The organism is Pseudomonas sp. Z1-29 (assembly GCF_051131995.1).
Taxonomy (GTDB): Bacteria; Pseudomonadota; Gammaproteobacteria; order Pseudomonadales; family Pseudomonadaceae; genus Aquipseudomonas.
This window is the reverse complement of sequence record NZ_CP071645.1, coordinates 264,410-284,078: the sequence shown is the minus strand read 5'-3', so window position 1 is coordinate 284,078 and position 19,669 is coordinate 264,410. Positions and strand designations below refer to the sequence as shown.

The following is a 19,669-nucleotide window of genomic DNA, read 5'->3' as shown; positions in this document are numbered from 1 at the left end:
ACCTCGGCTCAGTTCCGTCGAAACGAATAAGCTAATGCGCCGTCGTGCGGATAACCACCGTTTTTTTCATAACCCGCCCAGGGATCGGACTACTCGACGAAACCGCCGACCGGAAACGCTTCGCTGCCGCGCCAGCGCCGGACCGAACGCTGGAAGAACAGACTGTTGGGCACCTGCACCATGGAGCTGCCGGTACCGAGTTCCTCGGGTTCGATCAAGGTGGTGTAGAGCAGGTTGATCGCCACCACCCGCCCCTTGATGCCAGGCTTGTCGGTGGCCTCGACCAGCTCGACCACGTCACCCAGTCGGAACGGGCCGACGGTGTAGATCAGAATGGCGCAGAGCAGGTTCGACAGCACGCTCCAGATGGCGAAGAACGCCACCGCCGCAACGGCAACGAACCCAGACAGCGCGGTCCACAGCACCGTAGCCGAGACGCCGAGGCGTTCGAGCGCCACCAGTACCGCGCTGCCCATGATCAGCCAGCGCAGCACACCGCGCAGGATGATCACCAATTGGGGCGGCAGTGGGTAACGTTCACCGAGCCCGGTGAGGAAGCGCGCGACGACACGCTGGGCAACATAACCGACCAACAGAATCAGCAGGATTTGCACACCGAGCCAGATCGGCTCGATCCACATGACGGGTATAGGCAGGGACAACGCTTCCATCAGGACAACGCCTCCAGCTCCGCTTGCAGGTTTTCCAGCAACTCCAGGGCTTGCATCCACGCCTCCTCAAGTTCCGCTTCTCGAACTTTCAGCCTGGCCTGTTCAGCCAGCAGATCACGCAGCTCGTCCTTGCGCGCTGCCTCGTAGAGACCGCTGTCGCCAAGGCTGGTTTCGATTTTCTGCAGCTTTTCATGCAGTTTGCCCAACTCGGCTTCGAGCTTGTCGGCCTCGCGCTTGTGCGGCGCCAACTGCTGACGCAACGCTGCCGCGGCCTGGCGCTGGGCCTTCTTGTCGGTTTTGTCCGGGTTCACCGGGGTGCTGCTGACCGGTGCGTTGCGCTGGCGATATTCCACCAGCCAGCGCGCATAGTCTTCGAGATCGCCATCGAACTCCTCGACCTTGCCGTCGGCCACCAGGAAGAAGTTGTCCGTGGTGCTCTTGAGCAAATGCCGGTCGTGGGAGACCACCAGCACCGCGCCGCTGAACTCTTGCAAGGCCATGGTCAGGGCCAGGCGCATCTCCAGGTCCAGGTGGTTGGTCGGCTCGTCGAGCAGCAACAGGTTCGGCCGGTCCCAGGCGATCAACGCCAGCGCCAGGCGCGCCTTCTCGCCACCGGAGAAATTCAGCACCGGCTCGTCGATACGCGCGCCGCGAAAGTCGAAACCACCGAGGAAATCGCGCAGAGTCTGTTCACGTTCGGTCGGCGCCAGGCGTTGCAGATGCAACAGTGGGCTGGCCTTGGCATCGAGCGAGTCCAACTGATGCTGGGCGAAGTAGCCGACCACCGTGTTTTCGCCGCGCGTCAGGCGTCCGGCCAAGGGCTGGAGCTCGCCAGAGAGGTTCTTGATCAGGGTCGACTTACCGGCACCGTTGGGCCCCAGCAGACCGATCCGCGCGCCTGGGGTCAGTTGCAGCTTGACCTTCTCCAGCACGGTCTTGTCGCCGTAGCCCAGGCGCGCGTCGGACAGGTCGATCAGCGGACTGGAGATCTTGCTCGATTCGCGGAAGACAAAATCGAATGGTGAGTCGACGTGGGCCGCCGACAGTTCTTCCATCCGCTCCAGCGCCTTGATCCGGCTCTGGGCCTGGCGGGCCTTGGTAGCCTGGGCCTTGAAGCGGGCAATGTAGCTTTCCATGTGCGCACGTTGCGCCTGTTGCTTCTCGTAGGCCTGCTGTTGCTGGGCCAGACGTTCGGCACGGGCACGCTCGAAGGCACTGTAGCCGCCGCGGTACAAGGTGAGCTTGCGCTGGTCGACATGGGCTACGTGATCCACCACGGCGTCGAGGAAGTCGCGGTCGTGGGAAATCAGCAGCAGTGTACCGGGGTAACTCTTGAGCCACTCTTCGAGCCAGATGATCGCGTCCAGATCCAGGTGGTTGGTCGGCTCGTCGAGCAGCAACAGGTCCGACGGGCACATCAGGGCCTGCGCCAGGTTCAGGCGCATCCGCCAGCCACCTGAGAAGTCGCCGACCTGGCGATCCATCTGTTCGTTGGTAAAGCCCAGGCCGGCCAACAATTTACGTGCCCGGGCGTCCGCAGTGTAGCCGTCGGCACTGTCGAGTTCCGAGTGCAGGCGCGCCTGGGCGGCACCGTCATGGGCGGCTTCGGCCGCGGCGAGATCGCGCTGCACCTCACGCAGACGCAGGTCGCCATCGAGCACATAATCCACGGCCAGGCGCTCGAGTGTATCGACCTCCTGACGCATGTGGGCGATGCGCCAATCCGCCGGCAGGAAGCAATCGCCGGAGTCCGGGTGCAACTCGCCGCGCAGCAAAGCGAACAGGCTCGATTTGCCGGCGCCGTTGGCACCGATGAGGCCAGCTTTGTGGCCGGCGTGCAGGGTCAGCTCGGCGTCTTCTAGCAGACGTTGCGGGCCACGCTGTAAAGTCAGGTTCTGAAGTCGAATCATAATGGCGGCGGAGTCTACCAGCTTCGCTCGCAACTGGCGCGAGTAGCACGATGTCCTCTGATCTGTGGAGCTTTTCGATCAACCTTTATGCCAGGCCTGGCGTGGAAGCGGCGTGCCTGGCGTTGCAGGCAGAAGGCGCGAACGTCTGTCTGGTGCTTTGCGGGCTGTGGCTGGAACAACGCGGGGTAACCTGTGATGAGCAGAGGTTGCAGCAACTTAGGCACGTGGCCGGCCCCTGGGACGCAGCCGTCGTCCAGCCATTGCGGACGTTGCGCACACAATGGAAAGACCTCGCCCGCCAGGACGCCGGGCTGGGTAGCCTGCGCGAACAGATCAAGAAACTGGAGCTGGAAGCCGAACGACAATTGCTGGAGCGGCTGGAAACCACGGCAGGGGGCTGGCCCAAGGGCCAGGATGAAGCGACAGCGCAGTGGCTGCAGAGGCTGGTGGCGAATGCCGGCCAAACCAACCGCGACGCGCTGCATCGGCTGCGCGTCGCGGCAGTCACCCCTTAGGAAGCGCGGGGCGGAGTAGTACTCGGCGCGGTGGTTACGCTTGGGTTCACCGCTGGCGCCGGCGTGCTGGTCGTTGGCGCAGGCGTCACTGTGGTCGCTGGTGCTGGCGCGGCAGGCTTGGCAACCGGAGCCGTCACCGGTTTTGCAGCAGCAGGCTTTTTCACGGCAGGCTTCGCAGCGGGTTTGGCTGCAGGTTTTGCAGCGGCCGGCTTGACCGTTGCCGGCTTGGCGGCTGGTTTGGCTGCTGCGGGTTTTGCCACGGCCTTTACAGGTGCTTTGACGGGAGCCTTGGCAGCAGCAACCGGCTTGGCCGCCGATTTGACAGCAGGCTTGGCGGCAGCGGGTTTGGCAGCGGCAGCCTTGGCGGCCGGCTTCGCGGCAGCAGGTTTGGCCGCCGCTTTCGCAGCAGGCTTGGCAGCGGCGGTCTTCGTCGCAGCGGGTTTGGCAGCAGCGGTTTTAGCGGCAGGCTTGGCGGCAACTTTTGCGGCTGGTTTGGCGGCAACAGGCTTGGCAGCAGCAGCTTTGACGGCAGGCTTGGCAGCTGCTTTCACGGCCGGTTTTTTCGCCACAGGTTTCGCAGCGCTGGCAGCGACTGGTTTCACGGCAGGTTTGGCAGCAGGCTTGCTGGCAACTTTGGCGACTGGCTTGACGGGCGCCTTGGCCGCAGTTTTTGCCGCGACAGGTTTAGCCGCTGGCTTCTTGGCCGATACAGCGGCAGGCTTGGCCGCGCGAAGGCTCAGCGCCTTGCCGGCGGCTTCTTGAACGCGACCGACACCTTGGGCCAGCTTCAGGCTTTCCTGGGCATCACGCTTGAGTTGCAGGATGTAGGCGCGGGTTTCGGATTGACGATCCTTCAAGGCATCGAGCAGGTCTTCGAGTTCCTTCACGGCATCCTTGGCCTTGGTTTGTGCCTTGGCCTTGCCGGCGGTTGCCGCGTCTTGCAGCTTGGTTCGCGACTTGTGCAGTTTTTCCTGCGCCTTGCCGCGTTGTTTTTCCAGCTTGGCGAGCAGTTTTTCAGCATCAGCCAGAGCTTGGGAGCAGGCATTTTCCAGATGCTCGAGCAAGCTGCCCGACAATTGTTGGAGCAAGTGCAACGGAGTGTTTACAGGCTTCTTGGTGGCCGACATGGTTTACCTCCTGACTGACGTGAGTGCGGCTCATACTAGACCTCTGCTGCAACCGCCGCTAGGGCATGTTGACACTACACAAGGCGTTGCGTTGCACGAGGCAAAAAATAGTCTGCAGCACTGCCAGGACAAATCGCTTCGAGCGTTATCGACACTGGCATAATCCCTAAAATCGAGGGCGGAGAACGTACACATGTCGCGTCACCTTTTTTTATTTCTTTGCATGGTTTTCTCCCTGGCTCAGGCCGCTGAAAAATCCGACGCCAACGACGGTCGCGACCTGGCCTACAGCCTCGGCGCCAGCCTGGGCGAGCGCCTGCGTCAGGACGTGCCGGACCTGGAGATCCAGGCCTTGGTCGAAGGCCTGCAGCAGGCCTATCTGGGTAAACCGTTGGCCCTGGCAGATGAACGCATCGAACGGATACTGGCCGAACATCAGGCGCAACTCCTGGCGCAGTCGTCCACGCCGCAAACGCAAATGGCGCTGAAGAGCGAGCGGAAATTTCTCGATGAGGAAAAAGGCCGGCCGGGCGTCCAGCAATTGTCGGACGGCATCCTGCTGACCGAACTCAAGCCGGGCAGCGGCGCGAAGGCCGGCCCCCACGGCAAGGTCCAGGTGCGGTATGTCGGTCAATTGCCGGACGGCACCGTGTTCGATTCCAACCATCAGGCGCAGTGGTTCAATCTTGACAGCGTGATTGATGGGTGGCGCAGCGCACTGCCGCAGATGCCGGTGGGCGCGAAGTGGCGATTGGTGATTCCTTCGGCCTTGGCCTATGGCGCCGAAGGTGCCGGGGACGTGATTCCACCCTTCACGCCGCTGGTGTTCGAAATTGAATTGCTGGGCGCAACGACCTGAAGCCGTTAAACGAAAAACGGCGCGCAAAGCGCACCGTTTCCTGTCACCGCCAACCCCTCAAGCCTGGGCGGTAGCCTCTTCCTTGTGGGCGTTGTGCAGCACCTCGATCAGGCAATCCTCCAGCTCGAAACGCTCATGCAACAAACCGCCCAGTTCCTTGAATTTTTCCGCTACGCATTTACCTTCATCACAGAGGTCATTGAAGGCCAACAGCTTCTCGGTGATGACATCGATGCGCGGATAAATCGTATCGGCCAGTTCCAGGCCGCGTTTGTCATTGAAGGCCTTGGCCTCGCCCGTCAGTTGCTCGTAGATCTCGAAATGACCGGCCGACACATAGTCCACCAGCACACCGCAAAATTCCTGCAAAGGCTTGCGACTTTCACTCAGTGCTTCAGGCTTGTCGCCAAGAGCATCATAGGCTCGAACCAGTTCATGACGCTCCTGCAACCAGCGGTCGATCAGCAGATGCACCCCACCCCAGCGTTCCTGAGCATTCTGACAACTTTCGAGCATGGTGATTTCTTCCCTTCTGAGTCACACCCCTCGCAGTCTGGAGCACACCTGGATGACCAGGAACGAGCCAGACACAACCAGATCGAGTGGTATGATTCCAATGATACGTGCCGGCCAGATTATGCCCGCACGACAACTGCTTCAAGGTACGCAGGCTATAAAGTTCATACAAGTGTTTGATCCAGCCTTCGGACCAACTGCGACGTCTCGTCGCCGAGCGGTGGCACCAGGGCATTCCAGGCCAGGCGCAGCAGCAGATAAGTCATCGAGATGAAGAGCGCGATAAAAAACAGCAGGCTCCATTCAGGGATGCTCAGACGAAACAGCGTCCAGGAGACGCTCGTGCAATCGATCGCTCCGTCAAGCGCGCGATGCATGGCGTGCCACCACAAATCGGCGCCCCTGAGCTTGGCGAGGCAGTCGGGCAACAGCTCGATCGAATCGCTCTGCGCAAGGACGTGATACCACGCCAGCGCCAGCCCTCCCGAGACGAAGACCACGCCCACCGCCGCATACACAACGCTACCTCTCAGAGCCGGGCCATGCACGCAAGCGGCAAGACAGGTCATCAGGAACAGCGTCAGGCATAACCGCTGCAAAATGCACAGGCTGCACGGGGTCAGACCGACCGCATATTCCAGGTAAAACGTGATCCCCAAAACCAGAGCCGCGGCGATGGAAGCCAGGAGAAACAGAGAGCGAGAGCTGGCCAAAGACATGGCGGTTCCGTAACAGAAAAGACAAGCGGTTACGGTAGAGGAAAGCCCTCGGACCTTTCAAGACGAGGCGTTGCGGAGACTTCGTCAAAGATGTAAGGAATACCCGACAAGCACCACGAGACTTGGCGCAACAGGCTGTAGGATTTTACTGAAGAGAGCTTCAGCGGCCGCATAACGGACCCAATTCACCTTCGACGGGATGGAAATGCGGCAAGGAAGCAAGCTTCCTCGCCAGGATGATTCATTAGTAATTCAAGTGCTCGGAACCGGCAAGGGTGCCGCCAGCAAGCGCTCGTCCAGCAGCCCCAGCCCCTCTTGAAATAACTGGTTGCTGCGCTCCGCATCGCCCAGTTGCGCCAGCAAGCGGGCCAGTTCGGCACAAGCCTCAGGGTTGCGCTGGATGCGCAGGCTGCTTTCGAGATAATCCCGCGCCTTGCCCCACAAGCTGTTTTGCAAGCACAGACGCCCCAGCGTCAGGAGCAGGCTCGGGTCATTCGGATGCTCCTTGAGCCAGCCCTCGGCCGCTTGCAACTGGCGGCTCGGGTCAGCGCCGCGAACCAGTCCGTACAAACGCGCCAGGTGGCTGTCGTAGTGACGCTTGAGCGCAACCCGCAATACCTCCTCAGCCTGCGCCTGGGCGCCCAGCTGACGAAGTTGCTCGGCATAGGCGAGCACCATTGCCGGTTCCTGGCGTTGGGCTGAGGTGAGCTGTTGCCAGGCCCGATCGAGCGATTGCAAGCCGACGCTTCCGTCAGCTTCGCGATGGGCAGCCAAGGTGAGGTTTTCACCCCAGGCCCGCCGTTCCAGCTCAGCCAGTTCGGCGGGCGGCAGGACCTTGTCCTTGCGCAGCTCCGGCAACAGCCGGATCACCGCCGACCAATCACCGCGCTGCTGGTGCAAGCGCTGCAACTGACGCAGGGTCTGGGCATTGTGAGGATGGCGTTCATGCATGGCTTGCAGCGTGCTCAACGCACCGTCGGTGTCACCCCGGTCCGTCTGCAACTGGGCGTGAGTCAGCGCGATGGCCAGCTCGGCCTGGGGCTGCCGCTCCAGAGCGCGCTCAAGCAGACTGTCGCTTTGCTCATAGAGGCCTTGTTCATTGGCCGCGCGGGCGGCGCCGAGGTAATACAACAAGGGCTGGCGCTCGGCTTCGGCGGCGCGGTGAAGATGCCGCTGGGCGCTGGCCCAACGGCCTTCGGCCAGGTCCAACTGGCCATGTTCGATTGCAACTTGTACGCGACGACTCCGGTTGCGTCGCGACCACGGGTTGACCACGCCAGTGGACGTGGTTACCAGCCCGACCAGAGCAAACACTGCGCGCCACAACAGCCAGATCACCGCGATCAGTGCGAGGGTGACCCACAGGCCGGCTTCGTAGCGGAAGCTCTTGTACGCCACCAGCACGTAACCCGAATGCTCGGAAATCGCCACGCCCAGCAAGGCTGCGGCCGCGATGACCACGAACAGAATCACGTAGAGACGTTTCATGGCGCGGTCTCCTGCCCGCCCGCCTTGGGCAGCGGCTTGACCGAGTCTTCAGCATTCAGGTTGCGGCGCTCGAGGTAGGCCTGGACGGCGCTCAGAGTGCCGGTCAGGTCCGGCGTGACCACTGTCACCGGCAACTTGCTCAACTCGCCAACCCGCTCGAGCATGATCTTGCTTTGCGGGTTGTCCTGGTTGAAGTTGTTCCTGAGCACGTCACGCGCTTCGGCCAGCGCCTGGGTGTACACCGCCGCCTGCCCATTGAGCGCGGCCCATTGCGCCTGCTCCAGCGCCAGGCTCAAGGCCAGGCGCACCTGGACCAGGCTCTGTCCGGCCAGAAGTGGACGGACGTTTTCATCGGCATTGAAATCGATGCGGATATAACGCGAGATCCGGTCCCACCACTGCGCCCAGCGACTGGCACCATCGCCGTCACTCGTCAGCCCCAGCAGCGACTCGCCACGATCCTTGTATTCGGGCGCAAGCTCGGTCAGCTGCAGCACCTGGTCACGCAAGGCACCCAGTTGCAGGAACAGCCCGGTGCGATCCGGCTGCTCGGTGCTGCGCAGCGCAGCGAGGGTCTTGGCCAATTGTTCGCGGGCAGCGAACGAGCCCGGGTCGTTCTGCTCGCGCAGGATTTCATCGGCGCCCTGTACCAGTGCCTGGGCACTGCTGATGTCCTGCAGGGCGGAAAGACGCAGGCTGGCCAGGCGCAACAAATGCTCGGCTTCGGCCAGGCGCCAGTCCTTGCGGCTGGCACCCAGCACGGTTTCCAGGCGCTGGTTGAGACGCTGCTGGTCGCCTTGCAACTGGGCAACCTGGCGGCGGCGCTCCTCCAGTTCTTCGGCCGGAGGCAATTGCTCCAGGCGCGCGCTCAGGCGTTGCTCATTGAGCTTGAGGCCCTGGGCCTGGTCATTGAGCGACTGGACCTGCGCGGATTGCTGCTGGGTGTTGGCTTGCAGATGACGCACTTGCCATACACCCCAGCCACCCACGGCGACGCCGGCAGCCCCCAACAACAACGCGACAATCGCCAGCCCGTTGCCGCGACGCGGTGCTATCGGCGGCGCCGTTTCAAGCGGCGCATCGAGCGCTGGCTGGTCCTGATCTTTTGGCAAGGCTGTTTCGCTCACGTATCCATCCTTTGCATTGGAAAACGGCACGGATTGTTCCCGTAATGCCGCCAGCAAAGCCGCGGCGCTGGCGCCACGGCAATCAATAACTGTCCGGGCCCCGGCGGCACGCGCCATGTCGGCGACCCTGGGGCTTGGAACGAACAACGGCAGCCGCGCCAGGGCGGGCCACGCTTCACCGGCGAGCCGGCGCAGATGCTCGAAGCTCTGCCCACTGCTGACCACCAGCGCGTTCAAGCGTTCCGCTTCGACCCTGGCCGGCAGTTCGCCCTCGGCGTATTGCGGCAGGCCGCGCCGGTACAGCTCCAGATAGTCGACACTAGCACCTTGCTCGCGCAAACGCTCTGCCAGCAAGCCGCGCCCACCCTCACCACGGACGATCAAGACACGGGGATCGGGCCGGTCGAGCACCTGGCGCAACGCCCCGAGCTCAAGCAAGGCTTCGCTGTCGTCGCCGTTATCGGGATAAAACACGCTGAGGCCGGCATCGGCAAGAATCTGTCCGGTAGCGGTGCCCACGCTGAACCATGGCAAATCCGGAGGTTGCGGCCAATACTGACGCAGCAGCTCCACGCACAAGCGCGCGGCGGGCTTGCTGACCACGATCACGGCGCAATACTGATTCAATTCACGGAGGATCGCCTGCCCGGACTCGGTCACCGGGACCGGCTCGATATCCAGCAGCGGCAGGCTGCTGCTGTAGATTTCCGCATCCGCCAGCACAGCCGCCAGGGCCGCCGATTCGTCCGTCGGCCGGGTCAGCAGCAGCCGCCAGCCCGTCACGCGTGGCCAGCCTCGCCGTAGACTTTCTTGAGGATGTCATCGGCGCCCTGGCTCAGCAGGTCTTCGGCCACCCGCACGCCCAGCGCCTCGGCATCGCGGCGCGGTGCTCGGGCCTGGGCGCTGAGCAGTTGGCCGCCGCTGGGATCGCCCACCAGGCCACGCAGCCAGACCTGCTCGCCTTCGAGCACGGCGTAGCAGGCAATCGGCACTTGGCATCCGCCGTTCAGATGCTTGTTCAGGGCGCGCTCGGCGAAGACCCGCGTGGCGGTGTCGTCGTGGTGCAGCGGCGCCAGCAGCGCATGGATTTCGCTGTCGGCGCTACGGCATTCGATGCCCACCGCGCCCTGCCCACCGGCCGGCAGGCTGTCATCGACGCTGATGGCCGAGGTGATGCGATCTTCAAACCCGAGCCGGATCAGGCCGGCGGCGGCGAGGATGATCGCGTCGTATTCGCCAGCATCGAGCTTGGCCAGGCGCGTGTTGACGTTGCCGCGCAGGAAGCGGATCTGCAGGTCCGGACGCCGCGCCAGCAACTGCGCCTGGCGACGCAGGCTGGAAGTGCCGACCACACTTCCCGGGGGCAATGCTTCAAGACTGGAAAAGCTGTTGGAGACAAACGCATCACGCGGGTCTTCCCGCTCGCAGATGCAAAAAAGGCCCAGGCCTTCCGGGAAGTCCATGGGCACATCTTTCATCGAATGCACGGCGATGTCGGCTTCGTTGTCCAGCAGGGCGGTTTCCAGCTCCTTGACGAACAGGCCCTTGCCACCAATCTTCGACAGTGGCGAATCGAGCAGTTTGTCACCGCGACTGACCATCGGCACCAGCGATACGATCAGGCCAGGGTGGGCCGCTTCCAGGCGGGTTTTGACGTACTCGGCCTGCCAGAGAGCCAAGGCGCTTTTACGGGTGGCGATGCGGATCTCGCGAGGGGACATGGATCAATCCGTACTTAAAAGATACGGCAGATAATAACAGCTCAGCCAAATCCGCTTTGACTTGAATCACGACGCAAAGGCCTCCCTGGCCGCCAATCCTGGAGATGGAACGCTGCGGGACGCCACGCTAAAGCTGTTGCATCATCTTGCGCACGCCCGCCACATGCCGCCGGCTGACGATCAGCGCGTCGCCATTGAGCCCCTTGAGGTAAAGCTGGAAGTGCCCGAGGGGGGTGCGTTGCAAACGCTCGATACGCTCGCGAGCCACCAAGGCGTTGCGGTGGATGCGTACGAACCGTTCGCCGAACTCGTCCTCCAGCGCCTTGAGCGGCTCGTCCAGCAGCACTTCTCCGCTTTCGTGGCGCAAGGTCACGTATTTGTGGTCGGCAATGAAGTAGACCACCTGGTTCAACGGAATCAGCTCAATACCTTTTCGGGTCCGTGCGCTGATATGGCTGCGCGGGCCGCTGCCGCTCTCGGCGGCCGGGCGGGTAAGCGCCGCCAGTTGCACGCGGTTCGGTCGCTCAGCCTTGCGCAACGCTTCTTCCAGCGCCTCGACGGAAACCGGTTTGATCAGATAGCCCACGGCACCGGCCTGCAACACCTCCGGAGGAAAATCGTCCCGGGTGGTACAGAACACCACCGCGGGAGGCGACTCGCGCTCGCACAGCTTGGCCGCGACCTGCAGCCCGTCCAGGCCAGGCATGCGGATGTCGAGCAGCACGATATCCGGCTTGTGGCTGTCGATAAGGGCCAACGCCTCTTCGCCATTGGTGGCGCTCGGCTCCAGGACACTGTAACCCTCGAGTTCGCCAAGCATTCGGCTCAGGCGCTCGCGGACCAGTGGTTCGTCGTCAACGATCAGGACATTCATATTGCGCTGGATTCCTGCGTGAGTCTCGCACAAGGATAGCGTAGACAGGGGAAGTGACATCCGTCACCGCGATCCACGCTAAGACTCGTCCGAGGGCCAAAAAGTGCCGCGAGGTGGTTGCCTATCTTTACCAGCGCTTGCCTACCGGAGCTCGAGGCCTGTTGTCGCACAACGTCGCCACAGGGACTGTTAACACTCGATCTGATCAATATGAGCACCCCCCATTTTTTTGGTGCGTCCGATGCGTCCAAGATGAAAAAGCAAAGCCCTACGTCCACTGTAGACGGTTGCCACGACGATATTGCTCAATCGAAAAATATCGTTGTGCAAAAACCCGGCAAATGCGTGGCTTTTCCGGGTAAAAAACCTGCCGACCATTGCCAGCGCCAGCCCCGGCAACCCTGCTATCATCCGCCGCAGCCTTAACCGCTACTTTTTCTTCAGCCGATCACGAGCGAATTCATGAGCACTGACAAGACCAATCAGTCCTGGGGCGGCCGCTTCAGTGAACCCGTCGACGCCTTCGTCGCCCGCTTCACCGCCTCCGTCAACTTTGACCAGCGCCTGTATCGCCACGACATCATGGGCTCGATCGCCCACGCCACCATGCTGGCCAAGGTCGGCGTGCTGACCGATGCCGAGCGCGACAGCATCATCGATGGCCTGAAGACCATCCAGGGCGAGATCGAGGCCGGCCAGTTCGACTGGCGCGTGGACCTTGAAGACGTGCACATGAACATCGAAGCGCGCCTGACCGACCGCATCGGCGTGACCGGCAAGAAGCTGCACACCGGTCGCAGCCGTAACGACCAGGTCGCCACTGACATCCGCTTATGGCTGCGCGATGAAATCGACCTGATCCTGGCAGAAATCACCCGCCTGCAAAAAGGCCTGCTGGAACAGGCCGAGCGCGAGGCGGAGAGCATCATGCCGGGCTTCACGCACTTGCAAACCGCGCAACCTGTAACGTTTGGGCATCACATGCTCGCCTGGTTCGAGATGCTCAGCCGCGACTACGAGCGCCTGGTCGACTGCCGCAAACGCACCAATCGCATGCCCCTGGGCAGCGCCGCGCTGGCCGGCACGACCTATCCGATCGACCGTGAATACACCGCGCAACTGCTGGGCTTCGATGCGGTGGGCGGCAACTCGCTTGATAACGTTTCGGACCGCGACTTCGCCATCGAATTCTGCTCCGCCGCGAGCATCGCGATGATGCACCTGTCGCGCTTCTCCGAAGAGCTGGTGCTGTGGACCAGCGCGCAATTCCAGTTCATCGATCTGCCCGACCGTTTCTGCACCGGCAGCTCGATCATGCCGCAAAAGAAAAACCCCGACGTGCCGGAGCTGGTAAGGGGCAAGAGCGGCCGGGTATTCGGTGCGCTGATGGGCCTGCTGACCCTGATGAAAGGCCAGCCACTGGCCTACAACAAGGACAACCAGGAAGACAAGGAGCCGCTGTTCGACGCCGCCGATACCTTGCGCGATTCGCTGCGAGCGTTCGCCGACATGATCCCGGCCATCAAGCCCAAGCATGCGGTCATGCGCGAAGCGGCCCTGCGCGGCTTCTCCACCGCTACCGACCTGGCCGATTACCTGGTCCGCCATGGCCTGCCGTTCCGTGACTGCCATGAGATTGTCGGCCATGCCGTGAAGTACGGCGTCGACAACGGCAAGGACCTGGCGGAAATGAGCCTGGAAGAACTGCGCCAGTTCAGCGACCAGATCGAGCAGGACGTGTTCGCGGTGTTGACACTGGAAGGCTCGGTCAATGCCCGTGATCATGTTGGCGGTACGGCGCCGGCGCAGGTAAAAGCAGCGGTCGTTCGTGGCCAGGCGCTTCTCGCCAGCCGCTAAAGCAAGAGCATCGCGAGCAAGCTCGCTCCCACAGGGATTTCAGTGAACACAAATTTTGTGAACATGGAGATCAAATGTGGGAGCGAGCTTGCTCGCGATAGCGGTCGTCAGGACAACGAAACCACTCACTTCCTGGCAGCAATCTTCGCCAGGAACGCCGGCATTTCCGCCTCTCGATCCGCCGCAATCCGCTGCACGTGCGGATTCTGCCCGAGCAGCTCCATCAAGGCCCTGGCCTTCGGCATCTCTGCCAGCAAGTCGATATCGAAGACCTTCTTGCCCACCGGCAAGGCCAGCGAAAGGCTGTAGTAGAAATACAGGTCGGCAATGCTCAGGCTGTCACCCGCCACATAAGGCGAGAATTTTCCGTGCCGGCCAAGCGAGGCAAATCCGAGCAATAACTCGCCCTTGGCCTTGTCCTTGATCGCCTCGGGCACCACCATGCCAAAAAACGCTTCGGGATAGCAGGCACGTCCCGGCAGCTCGATGTACAACTCGATTTCCCGGCACAAGGCCAGCACCTGGGCGCGCTCGAACGGGTCGTTGGGCAGCAGGGCCTTGCCCGGCTGGGTTTGCTCGATATATTCCAGAATGACGCTGGTCTCGTTGATAAAGCCCTGCTCGGTCTTCAATACCGGCACCTTGCCGCGCGGGCTGATAGCCAGGGCTTCCGGGGTTTGGGCACCAAAGAACTGGACCTCTTCGAAGGGCAGCCCCTTCTCCAGCAGCGCCAGCTTGACCATGTTGTAATAATTGCTGACAGAAAAACCATAAAGCTTGAGCATTCCATAGCCTCCAGGCCGTGCGGGGTTGGCAGCCTTGGGTTATAGACCGGCGGGACATTTCGCGCCAGGCGCATCACGCTGCTGAATGCAGGTAAACTGGCGGCCTTTTCTACAGGAGGCTGCCATGAGCGAGCCAAGCGATATCGAACAGGACGAAGAAGAGTTCGTCGAATCCACGCTGATCCAGGCCATCGAGAACCAGATCGAAAGCGACAACCCGCCAGCGGCCAAGGCCACCTTCAACAAGTTGACCCTGGTCGGTTATGAGCGTGACGAAATCCTCAACCTGATGGCCCACGTGCTGGCGGTTGAAATCGACGCGATCCTGGAAGAAGACCGTCCGTTCAATACCGAGTGGTACGAAGCCGCCCTGCGCGCCTTGCCTGAGCTGCCGCCGGAAAAGAAATGACCCGACGGGCAACGCCACTCTTGTGGTGAGGGAGCTTGCTCCCGCTCGGCGGTCCGACGCTTCGGGCGCAGCAGTCGCAAATTTTCGGGGTCGCTTCGCAACCCAGCGGGAGCAAGCTCCCTCGCCACAAAAAAATCGCTTTAAACAAAAAAGCACCACACTGACACTGGACAGCTCGGCCGAGTGCGCTCACCTTAGTGACGCTGTCGACCAAATTCCTAGAAAGTCTGGAGTCCTTATGTCGCTTACCCCTGAGCTGGTTGCCGAACTGGAAATCCTTGCACTCTTCAACCTGGACAGTTCCCAGGAAGGCCTGAAAATTCATCAGACCGCTGCCCCGAAAGCCATCGCCGCTGCCAAGCGCCTCTACGAAAAAGAACTCATCACCCAACCCGACGGTGGTTACCTGACCAGCCTGGGCCGTGATGCCGCACAGAACGTGCAAACCGTCTTGACGATACTGAGCGTCCAAGAAGCCGCCTGATCCCCCCTCGCCCACGGAAATCCCTTTGCCTCGGGGTTTCCGCAGGCGCACAGGCTTCTTTCGTAAAAATCCTGGCGTCAAAATCATTTTCAGCTCAAGAATTCCACGATTCGGGCGCTAACCTGCCATCACTTGTGCTTCCCCACGTGCGACGCCGCGAGCCGGTTTGAGCTGACATGACCCGCAATCACGAAATACGCCCCGATCTGGACCAGGGAATCGACCGCAAGGTCCTGAGCCAGTTACGCGCGCGTTTCCTCAAGCTCAACACCGGCCGCATGGAGCGCGCCCTCGAAGGGTTGTCGACCCGCCAGCAGGGCGTATTGACGCTGCTTCCGCTGTTCTTTCACGTCAACCATCCACTGCTGCCCGGCTATGTCTCCGGCAGCACGCCCGCCGGGTTGTCGAATTACGAGCCCGACGCCAATGTCCTCGCCGAGGCCCAGCGGCTGACCCGCTCGTTTTCGTATAAGCCGCGCCATGGCAGCAACCCTCCGCGGCCAATCCTCGGCCTGTTCCTGATGGGCAGCCTCGGCACGCTCGCCCAGGCCGACCAGAGCGACATGGACGTATGGGTGTGCCACGGCCCGGACTTGAGCGAGGATGAACTCGCCGAGCTACGCAAGAAATGCCAGCTGCTGGAAATCTGGGCCGCCACCCAAGGCGCCGAGGCTCACTTTTTCCTCATCGACCCGGCGCGATTCGTCCGCGGCGAACGGGACAACCAGCTCAGCTCCGATGACTGCGGCACCACCCAGCATTATCTGTTGCTGGACGAGTTCTACCGCACCGCGATCTGGCTGGCCGGACGCACACCGATCTGGTGGCTGGTGCCGATCTATGAGGAAGAGAATTACCAGCAATACACCCATACGCTGATTTCCAAGCGCTTCATCCGTGCCGACGAAACCCTGGACCTGGGGCATCTGGCCTACATCCCGCCGGGCGAATTCATCGGCGCCGGGCTCTGGCAGTTGTTCAAGGGCATCGAGTCACCCTACAAATCCGTGCTCAAACTGTTGCTGACCGAGGTCTACGCCAGCGAACACCCGGACGTGCGCTGCCTGAGCCTGCGCTTCAAGCAGGCGGTGTTCGCCAATCGCCTGGACCTGGACGAGCTGGACCCGTACATGGTGGTTTACCGCCGTCTCGAGGAATACCTCAACGCCCGTGGCGAACCGGAACGCCTGGAGCTGATTCGCCGCGCGCTGTACCTGAAGGTCAATCGCAAGCTCACCGGCCACGCCCGCAGCAGCGGTTGGCAACGCAATCTGCTTGAGCGCCTGGCGCGGGATTGGGGCTGGGATCAACGCCAACTCGCGTTGCTCGACAGCCGCAGTCAATGGAAGGTCCGCCAGGTCAGCAATGAGCGGCGCGCACTGGTCAACGAGCTGACCTACAGCTATCGCTTCCTGACCCAGTTCGCCCGCACCGAAAAGACCGTCAGCCTGATCAACAAGCGCGACCTCAATGTCCTTGGCCGACGGCTGTATGCGGCCTTCGAGCGCAAGGCCGACAAGGTCGAGTTCATCAATCCTGGAATTGCCCCGGACCTGGCCGAAGACACCCTGACCCTGGTCCAGTCGCCGAACAAGAAAGAGCCGGGGCAGAACCAGTGGGGGTTGTACAACGGCAGCCTGAATGCCTTGGAATGGGAGAATTTCGCGCCGATCAAGCGCAGCCGCGAATTGCTCGAATTGCTCACCTGGTGCCACCGCAACGGCGTGATCGACAGTAGCACGCGCCTGGCGCTACACCCCGGCGACAGCGACCTGAGCGAGTTCGAGCTGTTTAACTTGCTGGGCAGCCTGCAACAGTCCATCGCCCTGCCCCTGGCCACGGTTGACGAAGAACAGCTGCTGCATGCCAGCGTACCCGGCGAAGTGCTGATCCTGGTGAACGTCGGCGTCGACCCGCTCAAGCATCACCGCGACTTGAACATCCTGATGACCACCGAGCGCACCGACTCGTTGAGCTACGCCGGTGTTCGCGAAAACCTGGTGTTGACCCTCGACCAGGTCACGCTCAACAGCTGGAATGAAGTACTGGTCAACCGGTTCGACGGCGAGCACGCCCTGCTCGATTGCCTGCGCGACTACCTCAACGACCTGCCCCTTACGCAGCGCCAGCCACGCTTGCAGGTGCGCTGTTTCTGCCACAACCGTGCGCAGTTCATCGCGCGACGGGTTGAAGAAGTCATCGAGACCGCCCAGACCTTGCTCCTGAGCAAACTCAACTACCGCTACCTGCTTCAGGTCCAGCAGCATTATCACGTGCTAGAGCTGGTGCCCGGCCAGGTCAACCATGTGGCGTTGAGCAGCCTGCCGGCGTTGATGGACTACCTGGGCGAAGAGTTGACGGCATACAGCCCGCTGCATCTGGACGCGATGGCCATGGAAGAACACGACGCGGCCCTGATCCTGCCAATGGGCCAGCCCGAGTGCATCCAGGTGTTCTACCGGGTCTACGAGGAAGAAGCGGAGCTGTATGTGCTCGATGAATTCAACGCATTGTGGCAGCAGCGCCTGCCTTATCACGATGAACAAAGCCTGCTGGTGCCGCTGCAGCGCTTCCTGCAGTCGGTGCTGTATCGCCGCGACGCCTTGCTGCCGATGGACGCTACCCAGCCGTTGACCCTGGAAGTACTTTATTACCAGCTTCTGCCTTCGGGTAACGGGCGGGCCCGGCGGGTCGAATCACGGCAGGCGCCGCAGACGCCGGCCAACAAGCCCTTCTACGACGTGCAGGCGATCATCGGCAAAGCGGCGCACGGGCAAGTGCACCTCACCCTCTATTGCGATCAGCGGGAATTTTCGGAGCTGGAGCACGGCGACCAACTGTTTCATGTGGTCGCCAGGGAAATCGTCGGGCAGCGCCGCGAAGCCGAGCGCTATCGCTGCTATATCACCGACCTGGACCTCTCCGGCCTGGTCGGTGACAGTGCCTGCCCGAGCATTTTGTTCCTGCGCTACAAGGCCGACCTGGAGCGTGCGCTGAACGAGGCATTGAATCAGGTCTGACGGGGTTCAGGACGGGAAATCACCGCCATTGGCCGGCTGGGACTCGACTTCCAGCAACGTCAGCTTCAAGGTCTTGCCACCCGGCGCCGGCCAGTCGATGTGCTGCCCCACCTTCAAGCCCAGCAAGGCACTGCCCACCGGCGCCAGGATCGAAATCCGGCCCTGGTCGGCGTTGGCGTCCTTCGGGTAGACCAGCGTCAGATGGTAATCCTTGCCGCTGCTTTCCTCGCGGCAGTGCACGCGCGAATTCATGGTCACGACATCGGCGGGCACTTCATCGTGGCCGACCAGTGTCTCGGCGCGATCCAGTTCGGTTTGCAACGCGATCACACCGGGAAGCGTGTCATCCAGGCTGTCGATCAAGCGCTCCAGACGTTGTACGTCCAAGCGAGTCAGGGTGATGGAAGGTGCGGTCATGATCCAGGCAGACTCCTTTCTTCTGCACGAAAAAAGCAAAACCCCGCCACATAAGACGGGGTTTTCACGCGCCTCGATGAGTTGAGGCGTTGCTGGACACTACCACAGCTCAATAAATATACAACCCGGATGGTTCTTGCCCATCAGGTGGAAGGCTTTTGTGGCGAGGGAGCTTGCTCCCGCTGGGTTGCGAAGCGACCCCAAGAATCTTGCGACTGCTTCGCAGCCGAGCGGGAGCAAGCTCCCTCGCCACGGGCATCATGACAAAGACTTGCGTTTGGCGGCCTCGGCACAGATCACCCGCCGGCGCTCATCATCCGCCGAGCGCCATTCGCGGATATCTTCCACGTGCCGGAAACAGCCGAGGCAGACCTTCTGCTCATCCAGCTTGCACACGCTGGTGCAAGGCGACGGAACGGCGGGGCTGACGTTGCTGTAGAGCGGCTTGGGTGGCCGCGCCGGGGCTGGCTGGCTCACGCCGTCACAGTCCTTCGAATTCGAGCTCAGCGCCCGCCTGCTGCTTGACGATGCGTTCGAGCATCTCGCCCAACTGCTCTTCGCTCTTGTCGCACATCCAGCGCTCGCTTTCCTCGTCATAGTCGAAGTGAAAACCACCGGACACCGCCGCCAGCCACAACTGCCGCAACGGTTCCTGGCGGCTGAAGATCAGCTGGGTACCGTTTTCGAACTTGACGGTGAGTACACCGGCGGAAATTTCCAGATCGATATCCAGGCCACTGTCATCGAACACATCCTCCAGCGTTTGCTGGGTCGCATCGACCAGGTCGTGGAAACGGGCTTCAGTCAAACTCATTGCGGCAACCTCGAAAATGTCTGCTCATGCTCAAGCGCCGCAAGATACGGACGCTTCCCGGCGATTGCAAAGGATATACCGGTTGAGACAACCAGCGCCGCCGGACGGGCGCCCCGTTGCATAGGCAAGCTGACGGGTGGCCGGTATACTCCGGCGCAATTAACGCATTTTCAAGGATTTCGCCATGAAGCGCCTGATCTCTTCCCTTGCTGCGCTCGTCGCGGTTGCCTGCCTTGTGACAGCCTGTGGTCAAAAAGGTCCGCTGTACCTGCCTGATGACAGCAAGTCCCCTGAAGAACAGGCCAAGTCGTCGCAATCCAAGTCACACGCGCACGACACCCACACCACTTACTAAG

21 protein-coding genes and 2 pseudogenes are annotated in these 19,669 nt (G+C 61.7%); 7 read left to right on the top strand and 16 right to left on the bottom strand.

Annotated elements, in window-relative coordinates; all coding sequences use genetic code 11:
• Positions 1–89 precede the first annotated feature (89 nt).
• Together J3P84_RS01350 and J3P84_RS01345 are read right to left on the bottom strand one after the other, a co-directional pair.
• Positions 90–671 carry a mechanosensitive ion channel family protein gene (locus J3P84_RS01350; protein WP_305497985.1) on the bottom strand — a complete coding sequence of 194 codons (582 nt, stop codon included), beginning with the start codon at positions 669–671 and terminating at the stop codon, positions 90–92.
• Positions 671–2,581 carry an ATP-binding cassette domain-containing protein gene (locus J3P84_RS01345; RefSeq protein WP_434627182.1) on the bottom strand — a complete coding sequence of 637 codons (1,911 nt, stop codon included), beginning with the start codon at positions 2,579–2,581 and terminating at the stop codon, positions 671–673. Before J3P84_RS01345 ends, J3P84_RS01350 begins: the two co-directional genes overlap by 1 nt.
• 50 nt (positions 2,582–2,631) lie before the next feature.
• Between J3P84_RS01345 and J3P84_RS01340 the strand changes: the two genes are divergently transcribed.
• A complete protein-coding gene (locus tag J3P84_RS01340) occupies positions 2,632–3,096 on the top strand; it encodes a TIGR02444 family protein (protein WP_434627180.1) in 465 nt (154 codons plus the stop codon).
• Here the strand turns inward: J3P84_RS01340 and J3P84_RS01335 are convergent.
• Positions 3,093–4,223 carry an AlgP family protein gene (locus tag J3P84_RS01335; protein WP_434627178.1) on the bottom strand — a complete coding sequence of 377 codons (1,131 nt, stop codon included), beginning with the start codon at positions 4,221–4,223 and terminating at the stop codon, positions 3,093–3,095. The genes J3P84_RS01340 and J3P84_RS01335 overlap by 4 nt on opposite strands.
• A 193-nt stretch (positions 4,224–4,416) precedes the next feature.
• Between J3P84_RS01335 and J3P84_RS01330 the strand changes: the two genes are divergently transcribed.
• A complete protein-coding gene (locus J3P84_RS01330) occupies positions 4,417–5,082 on the top strand; it encodes an FKBP-type peptidyl-prolyl cis-trans isomerase (protein WP_434627176.1) in 666 nt (221 codons plus the stop codon).
• Positions 5,083–5,139: 57 nt separating this feature from the next.
• Here the strand turns inward: J3P84_RS01330 and rsd are convergent, their stop codons facing one another.
• The 9 genes and pseudogenes from rsd to J3P84_RS01285 form a co-directional block, all read right to left on the bottom strand.
• Positions 5,140–5,598 (bottom strand): sigma D regulator, encoded by a 459-nt coding sequence (gene rsd / locus J3P84_RS01325; protein WP_305497980.1) that lies wholly within the window; start codon positions 5,596–5,598, stop codon positions 5,140–5,142.
• Positions 5,599–5,762: 164 nt separating this feature from the next.
• On the bottom strand, positions 5,763–6,317 hold the full coding sequence (locus J3P84_RS01320) for a disulfide bond formation protein B (protein ID WP_434627174.1): 555 nt from the start codon (positions 6,315–6,317) through the stop codon (positions 5,763–5,765).
• 252 nt (positions 6,318–6,569) lie between these two features.
• The gene (locus J3P84_RS01315) at positions 6,570–7,805 is read right to left on the bottom strand and encodes a heme biosynthesis protein HemY (protein ID WP_434627172.1); all 1,236 of its coding nucleotides are present in this window, start codon (positions 7,803–7,805) and stop codon (positions 6,570–6,572) included.
• On the bottom strand, positions 7,802–8,932 hold the full coding sequence (locus tag J3P84_RS01310; protein WP_434574331.1) for a uroporphyrinogen-III C-methyltransferase: 1,131 nt from the start codon (positions 8,930–8,932) through the stop codon (positions 7,802–7,804). Before J3P84_RS01310 ends, J3P84_RS01315 begins: the two co-directional genes overlap by 4 nt.
• Positions 8,933–9,016: 84 nt before the next feature.
• A pseudogene (locus J3P84_RS01305) lies at positions 9,017–9,655 on the bottom strand (uroporphyrinogen-III synthase); the annotation flags it as partial.
• Between the two features lie 56 nt (positions 9,656–9,711).
• Complete coding sequence (hemC, locus tag J3P84_RS01300; protein ID WP_434627170.1) at positions 9,712–10,653, bottom strand: hydroxymethylbilane synthase; 942 nt, start codon at positions 10,651–10,653, stop codon at positions 9,712–9,714.
• A 127-nt stretch (positions 10,654–10,780) separates the two neighbouring features.
• Positions 10,781–11,527, bottom strand: coding sequence for a LytR/AlgR family response regulator transcription factor (locus tag J3P84_RS01295; protein ID WP_305497976.1), 747 nt, complete (start codon positions 11,525–11,527; stop codon positions 10,781–10,783).
• A pseudogene (locus J3P84_RS01290) lies at positions 11,524–11,673 on the bottom strand (sensor histidine kinase); the annotation flags it as partial. The gene J3P84_RS01295 and the pseudogene J3P84_RS01290, both read right to left, overlap by 4 nt.
• 43 nt (positions 11,674–11,716) lie before the next feature.
• Positions 11,717–11,938 carry a hypothetical protein gene (locus J3P84_RS01285; RefSeq protein ID WP_434602214.1) on the bottom strand — a complete coding sequence of 74 codons (222 nt, stop codon included), beginning with the start codon at positions 11,936–11,938 and terminating at the stop codon, positions 11,717–11,719.
• A gap of 51 nt (positions 11,939–11,989) precedes the next feature.
• Between J3P84_RS01285 and argH the strand changes: the two genes are divergently transcribed.
• The gene (gene argH / locus J3P84_RS01280) at positions 11,990–13,384 is read left to right on the top strand and encodes an argininosuccinate lyase (RefSeq protein ID WP_434627167.1); all 1,395 of its coding nucleotides are present in this window, start codon (positions 11,990–11,992) and stop codon (positions 13,382–13,384) included.
• A gap of 125 nt (positions 13,385–13,509) precedes the next feature.
• On the opposite strand, the gene J3P84_RS01275 is transcribed toward argH, so the two are convergent.
• Entirely contained in the window at positions 13,510–14,169 is a 660-nt protein-coding gene (locus J3P84_RS01275) for a glutathione S-transferase family protein (protein ID WP_434627165.1), read from the bottom strand.
• A 124-nt stretch (positions 14,170–14,293) separates the two neighbouring features.
• Between J3P84_RS01275 and J3P84_RS01270 the strand changes: the two genes are divergently transcribed.
• The 3 genes from J3P84_RS01270 (at position 14,294) to J3P84_RS01260 (ending at position 18,082) form a co-directional block, all read left to right on the top strand.
• Complete coding sequence (locus J3P84_RS01270) at positions 14,294–14,578, top strand: hypothetical protein (protein WP_434627163.1); 285 nt, start codon at positions 14,294–14,296, stop codon at positions 14,576–14,578.
• Positions 14,579–14,816: 238 nt separating this feature from the next.
• Complete coding sequence (locus J3P84_RS01265; RefSeq protein WP_434627161.1) at positions 14,817–15,062, top strand: TIGR02647 family protein; 246 nt, start codon at positions 14,817–14,819, stop codon at positions 15,060–15,062.
• 176 nt (positions 15,063–15,238) lie between these two features.
• Positions 15,239–18,082, top strand: a complete 2,844-nt coding sequence (locus J3P84_RS01260; RefSeq protein ID WP_434627159.1) for a class I adenylate cyclase — start codon at positions 15,239–15,241, stop codon at positions 18,080–18,082.
• 6 nt (positions 18,083–18,088) lie between these two features.
• On the opposite strand, the gene rnk is transcribed toward J3P84_RS01260, so the two are convergent.
• The 3 genes from rnk to cyaY all read right to left on the bottom strand — a co-directional run bounded on the left by rnk (position 18,089) and on the right by cyaY (position 19,313).
• The gene (gene rnk / locus J3P84_RS01255; RefSeq protein ID WP_434627157.1) at positions 18,089–18,499 is read right to left on the bottom strand and encodes a nucleoside diphosphate kinase regulator; all 411 of its coding nucleotides are present in this window, start codon (positions 18,497–18,499) and stop codon (positions 18,089–18,091) included.
• 258 nt (positions 18,500–18,757) lie between these two features.
• The gene (locus J3P84_RS01250; RefSeq protein WP_305497964.1) at positions 18,758–18,976 is read right to left on the bottom strand and encodes a DUF1289 domain-containing protein; all 219 of its coding nucleotides are present in this window, start codon (positions 18,974–18,976) and stop codon (positions 18,758–18,760) included.
• Positions 18,977–18,980: 4 nt separating this feature from the next.
• Positions 18,981–19,313, bottom strand: coding sequence for an iron donor protein CyaY (cyaY, locus tag J3P84_RS01245; protein WP_434570964.1), 333 nt, complete (start codon positions 19,311–19,313; stop codon positions 18,981–18,983).
• Between the two features lie 184 nt (positions 19,314–19,497).
• Between cyaY and lptM the strand changes: the two genes are divergently transcribed.
• Entirely contained in the window at positions 19,498–19,668 is a 171-nt protein-coding gene (gene lptM / locus J3P84_RS01240; protein ID WP_047226132.1) for an LPS translocon maturation chaperone LptM, read from the top strand.
• Position 19,669 lies beyond the last annotated feature (1 nt).

Excerpts from the sequence above, each read along its gene's own strand:
- J3P84_RS01260 (WP_434627159.1), top strand. The coding sequence starts at position 15,239 with ATGACCCGCAATCACGAAATACGCCCCGATCTGGACCAGGGAATCGAC.
- J3P84_RS01350 (WP_305497985.1), bottom strand. The coding sequence starts at position 671 with ATGGAAGCGTTGTCCCTGCCTATACCCGTCATGTGGATCGAGCCGATC.
- hemC (WP_434627170.1), bottom strand. The coding sequence starts at position 10,653 with ATGTCCCCTCGCGAGATCCGCATCGCCACCCGTAAAAGCGCCTTGGCT.
- J3P84_RS01335 (WP_434627178.1), bottom strand. The coding sequence starts at position 4,223 with ATGTCGGCCACCAAGAAGCCTGTAAACACTCCGTTGCACTTGCTCCAA.
- J3P84_RS01275 (WP_434627165.1), bottom strand. The coding sequence starts at position 14,169 with ATGCTCAAGCTTTATGGTTTTTCTGTCAGCAATTATTACAACATGGTC.
- J3P84_RS01315 (WP_434627172.1), bottom strand. The coding sequence starts at position 7,805 with ATGAAACGTCTCTACGTGATTCTGTTCGTGGTCATCGCGGCCGCAGCC.
- J3P84_RS01265 (WP_434627161.1), top strand. The coding sequence starts at position 14,817 with ATGTCGCTTACCCCTGAGCTGGTTGCCGAACTGGAAATCCTTGCACTC.
- J3P84_RS01340 (WP_434627180.1), top strand. The coding sequence starts at position 2,632 with ATGTCCTCTGATCTGTGGAGCTTTTCGATCAACCTTTATGCCAGGCCT.
- rnk (WP_434627157.1), bottom strand. The coding sequence starts at position 18,499 with ATGACCGCACCTTCCATCACCCTGACTCGCTTGGACGTACAACGTCTG.
- lptM (WP_047226132.1), top strand. The coding sequence starts at position 19,498 with ATGAAGCGCCTGATCTCTTCCCTTGCTGCGCTCGTCGCGGTTGCCTGC.
- J3P84_RS01285 (WP_434602214.1), bottom strand. The coding sequence starts at position 11,938 with ATGATAGCAGGGTTGCCGGGGCTGGCGCTGGCAATGGTCGGCAGGTTT.
- cyaY (WP_434570964.1), bottom strand. The coding sequence starts at position 19,313 with ATGAGTTTGACTGAAGCCCGTTTCCACGACCTGGTCGATGCGACCCAG.
- J3P84_RS01295 (WP_305497976.1), bottom strand. The coding sequence starts at position 11,527 with ATGAATGTCCTGATCGTTGACGACGAACCACTGGTCCGCGAGCGCCTG.
- argH (WP_434627167.1), top strand. The coding sequence starts at position 11,990 with ATGAGCACTGACAAGACCAATCAGTCCTGGGGCGGCCGCTTCAGTGAA.
- J3P84_RS01330 (WP_434627176.1), top strand. The coding sequence starts at position 4,417 with ATGTCGCGTCACCTTTTTTTATTTCTTTGCATGGTTTTCTCCCTGGCT.
- J3P84_RS01270 (WP_434627163.1), top strand. The coding sequence starts at position 14,294 with ATGAGCGAGCCAAGCGATATCGAACAGGACGAAGAAGAGTTCGTCGAA.
- rsd (WP_305497980.1), bottom strand. The coding sequence starts at position 5,598 with ATGCTCGAAAGTTGTCAGAATGCTCAGGAACGCTGGGGTGGGGTGCAT.
- J3P84_RS01320 (WP_434627174.1), bottom strand. The coding sequence starts at position 6,317 with ATGTCTTTGGCCAGCTCTCGCTCTCTGTTTCTCCTGGCTTCCATCGCC.
- J3P84_RS01345 (WP_434627182.1), bottom strand. The coding sequence starts at position 2,581 with ATGATTCGACTTCAGAACCTGACTTTACAGCGTGGCCCGCAACGTCTG.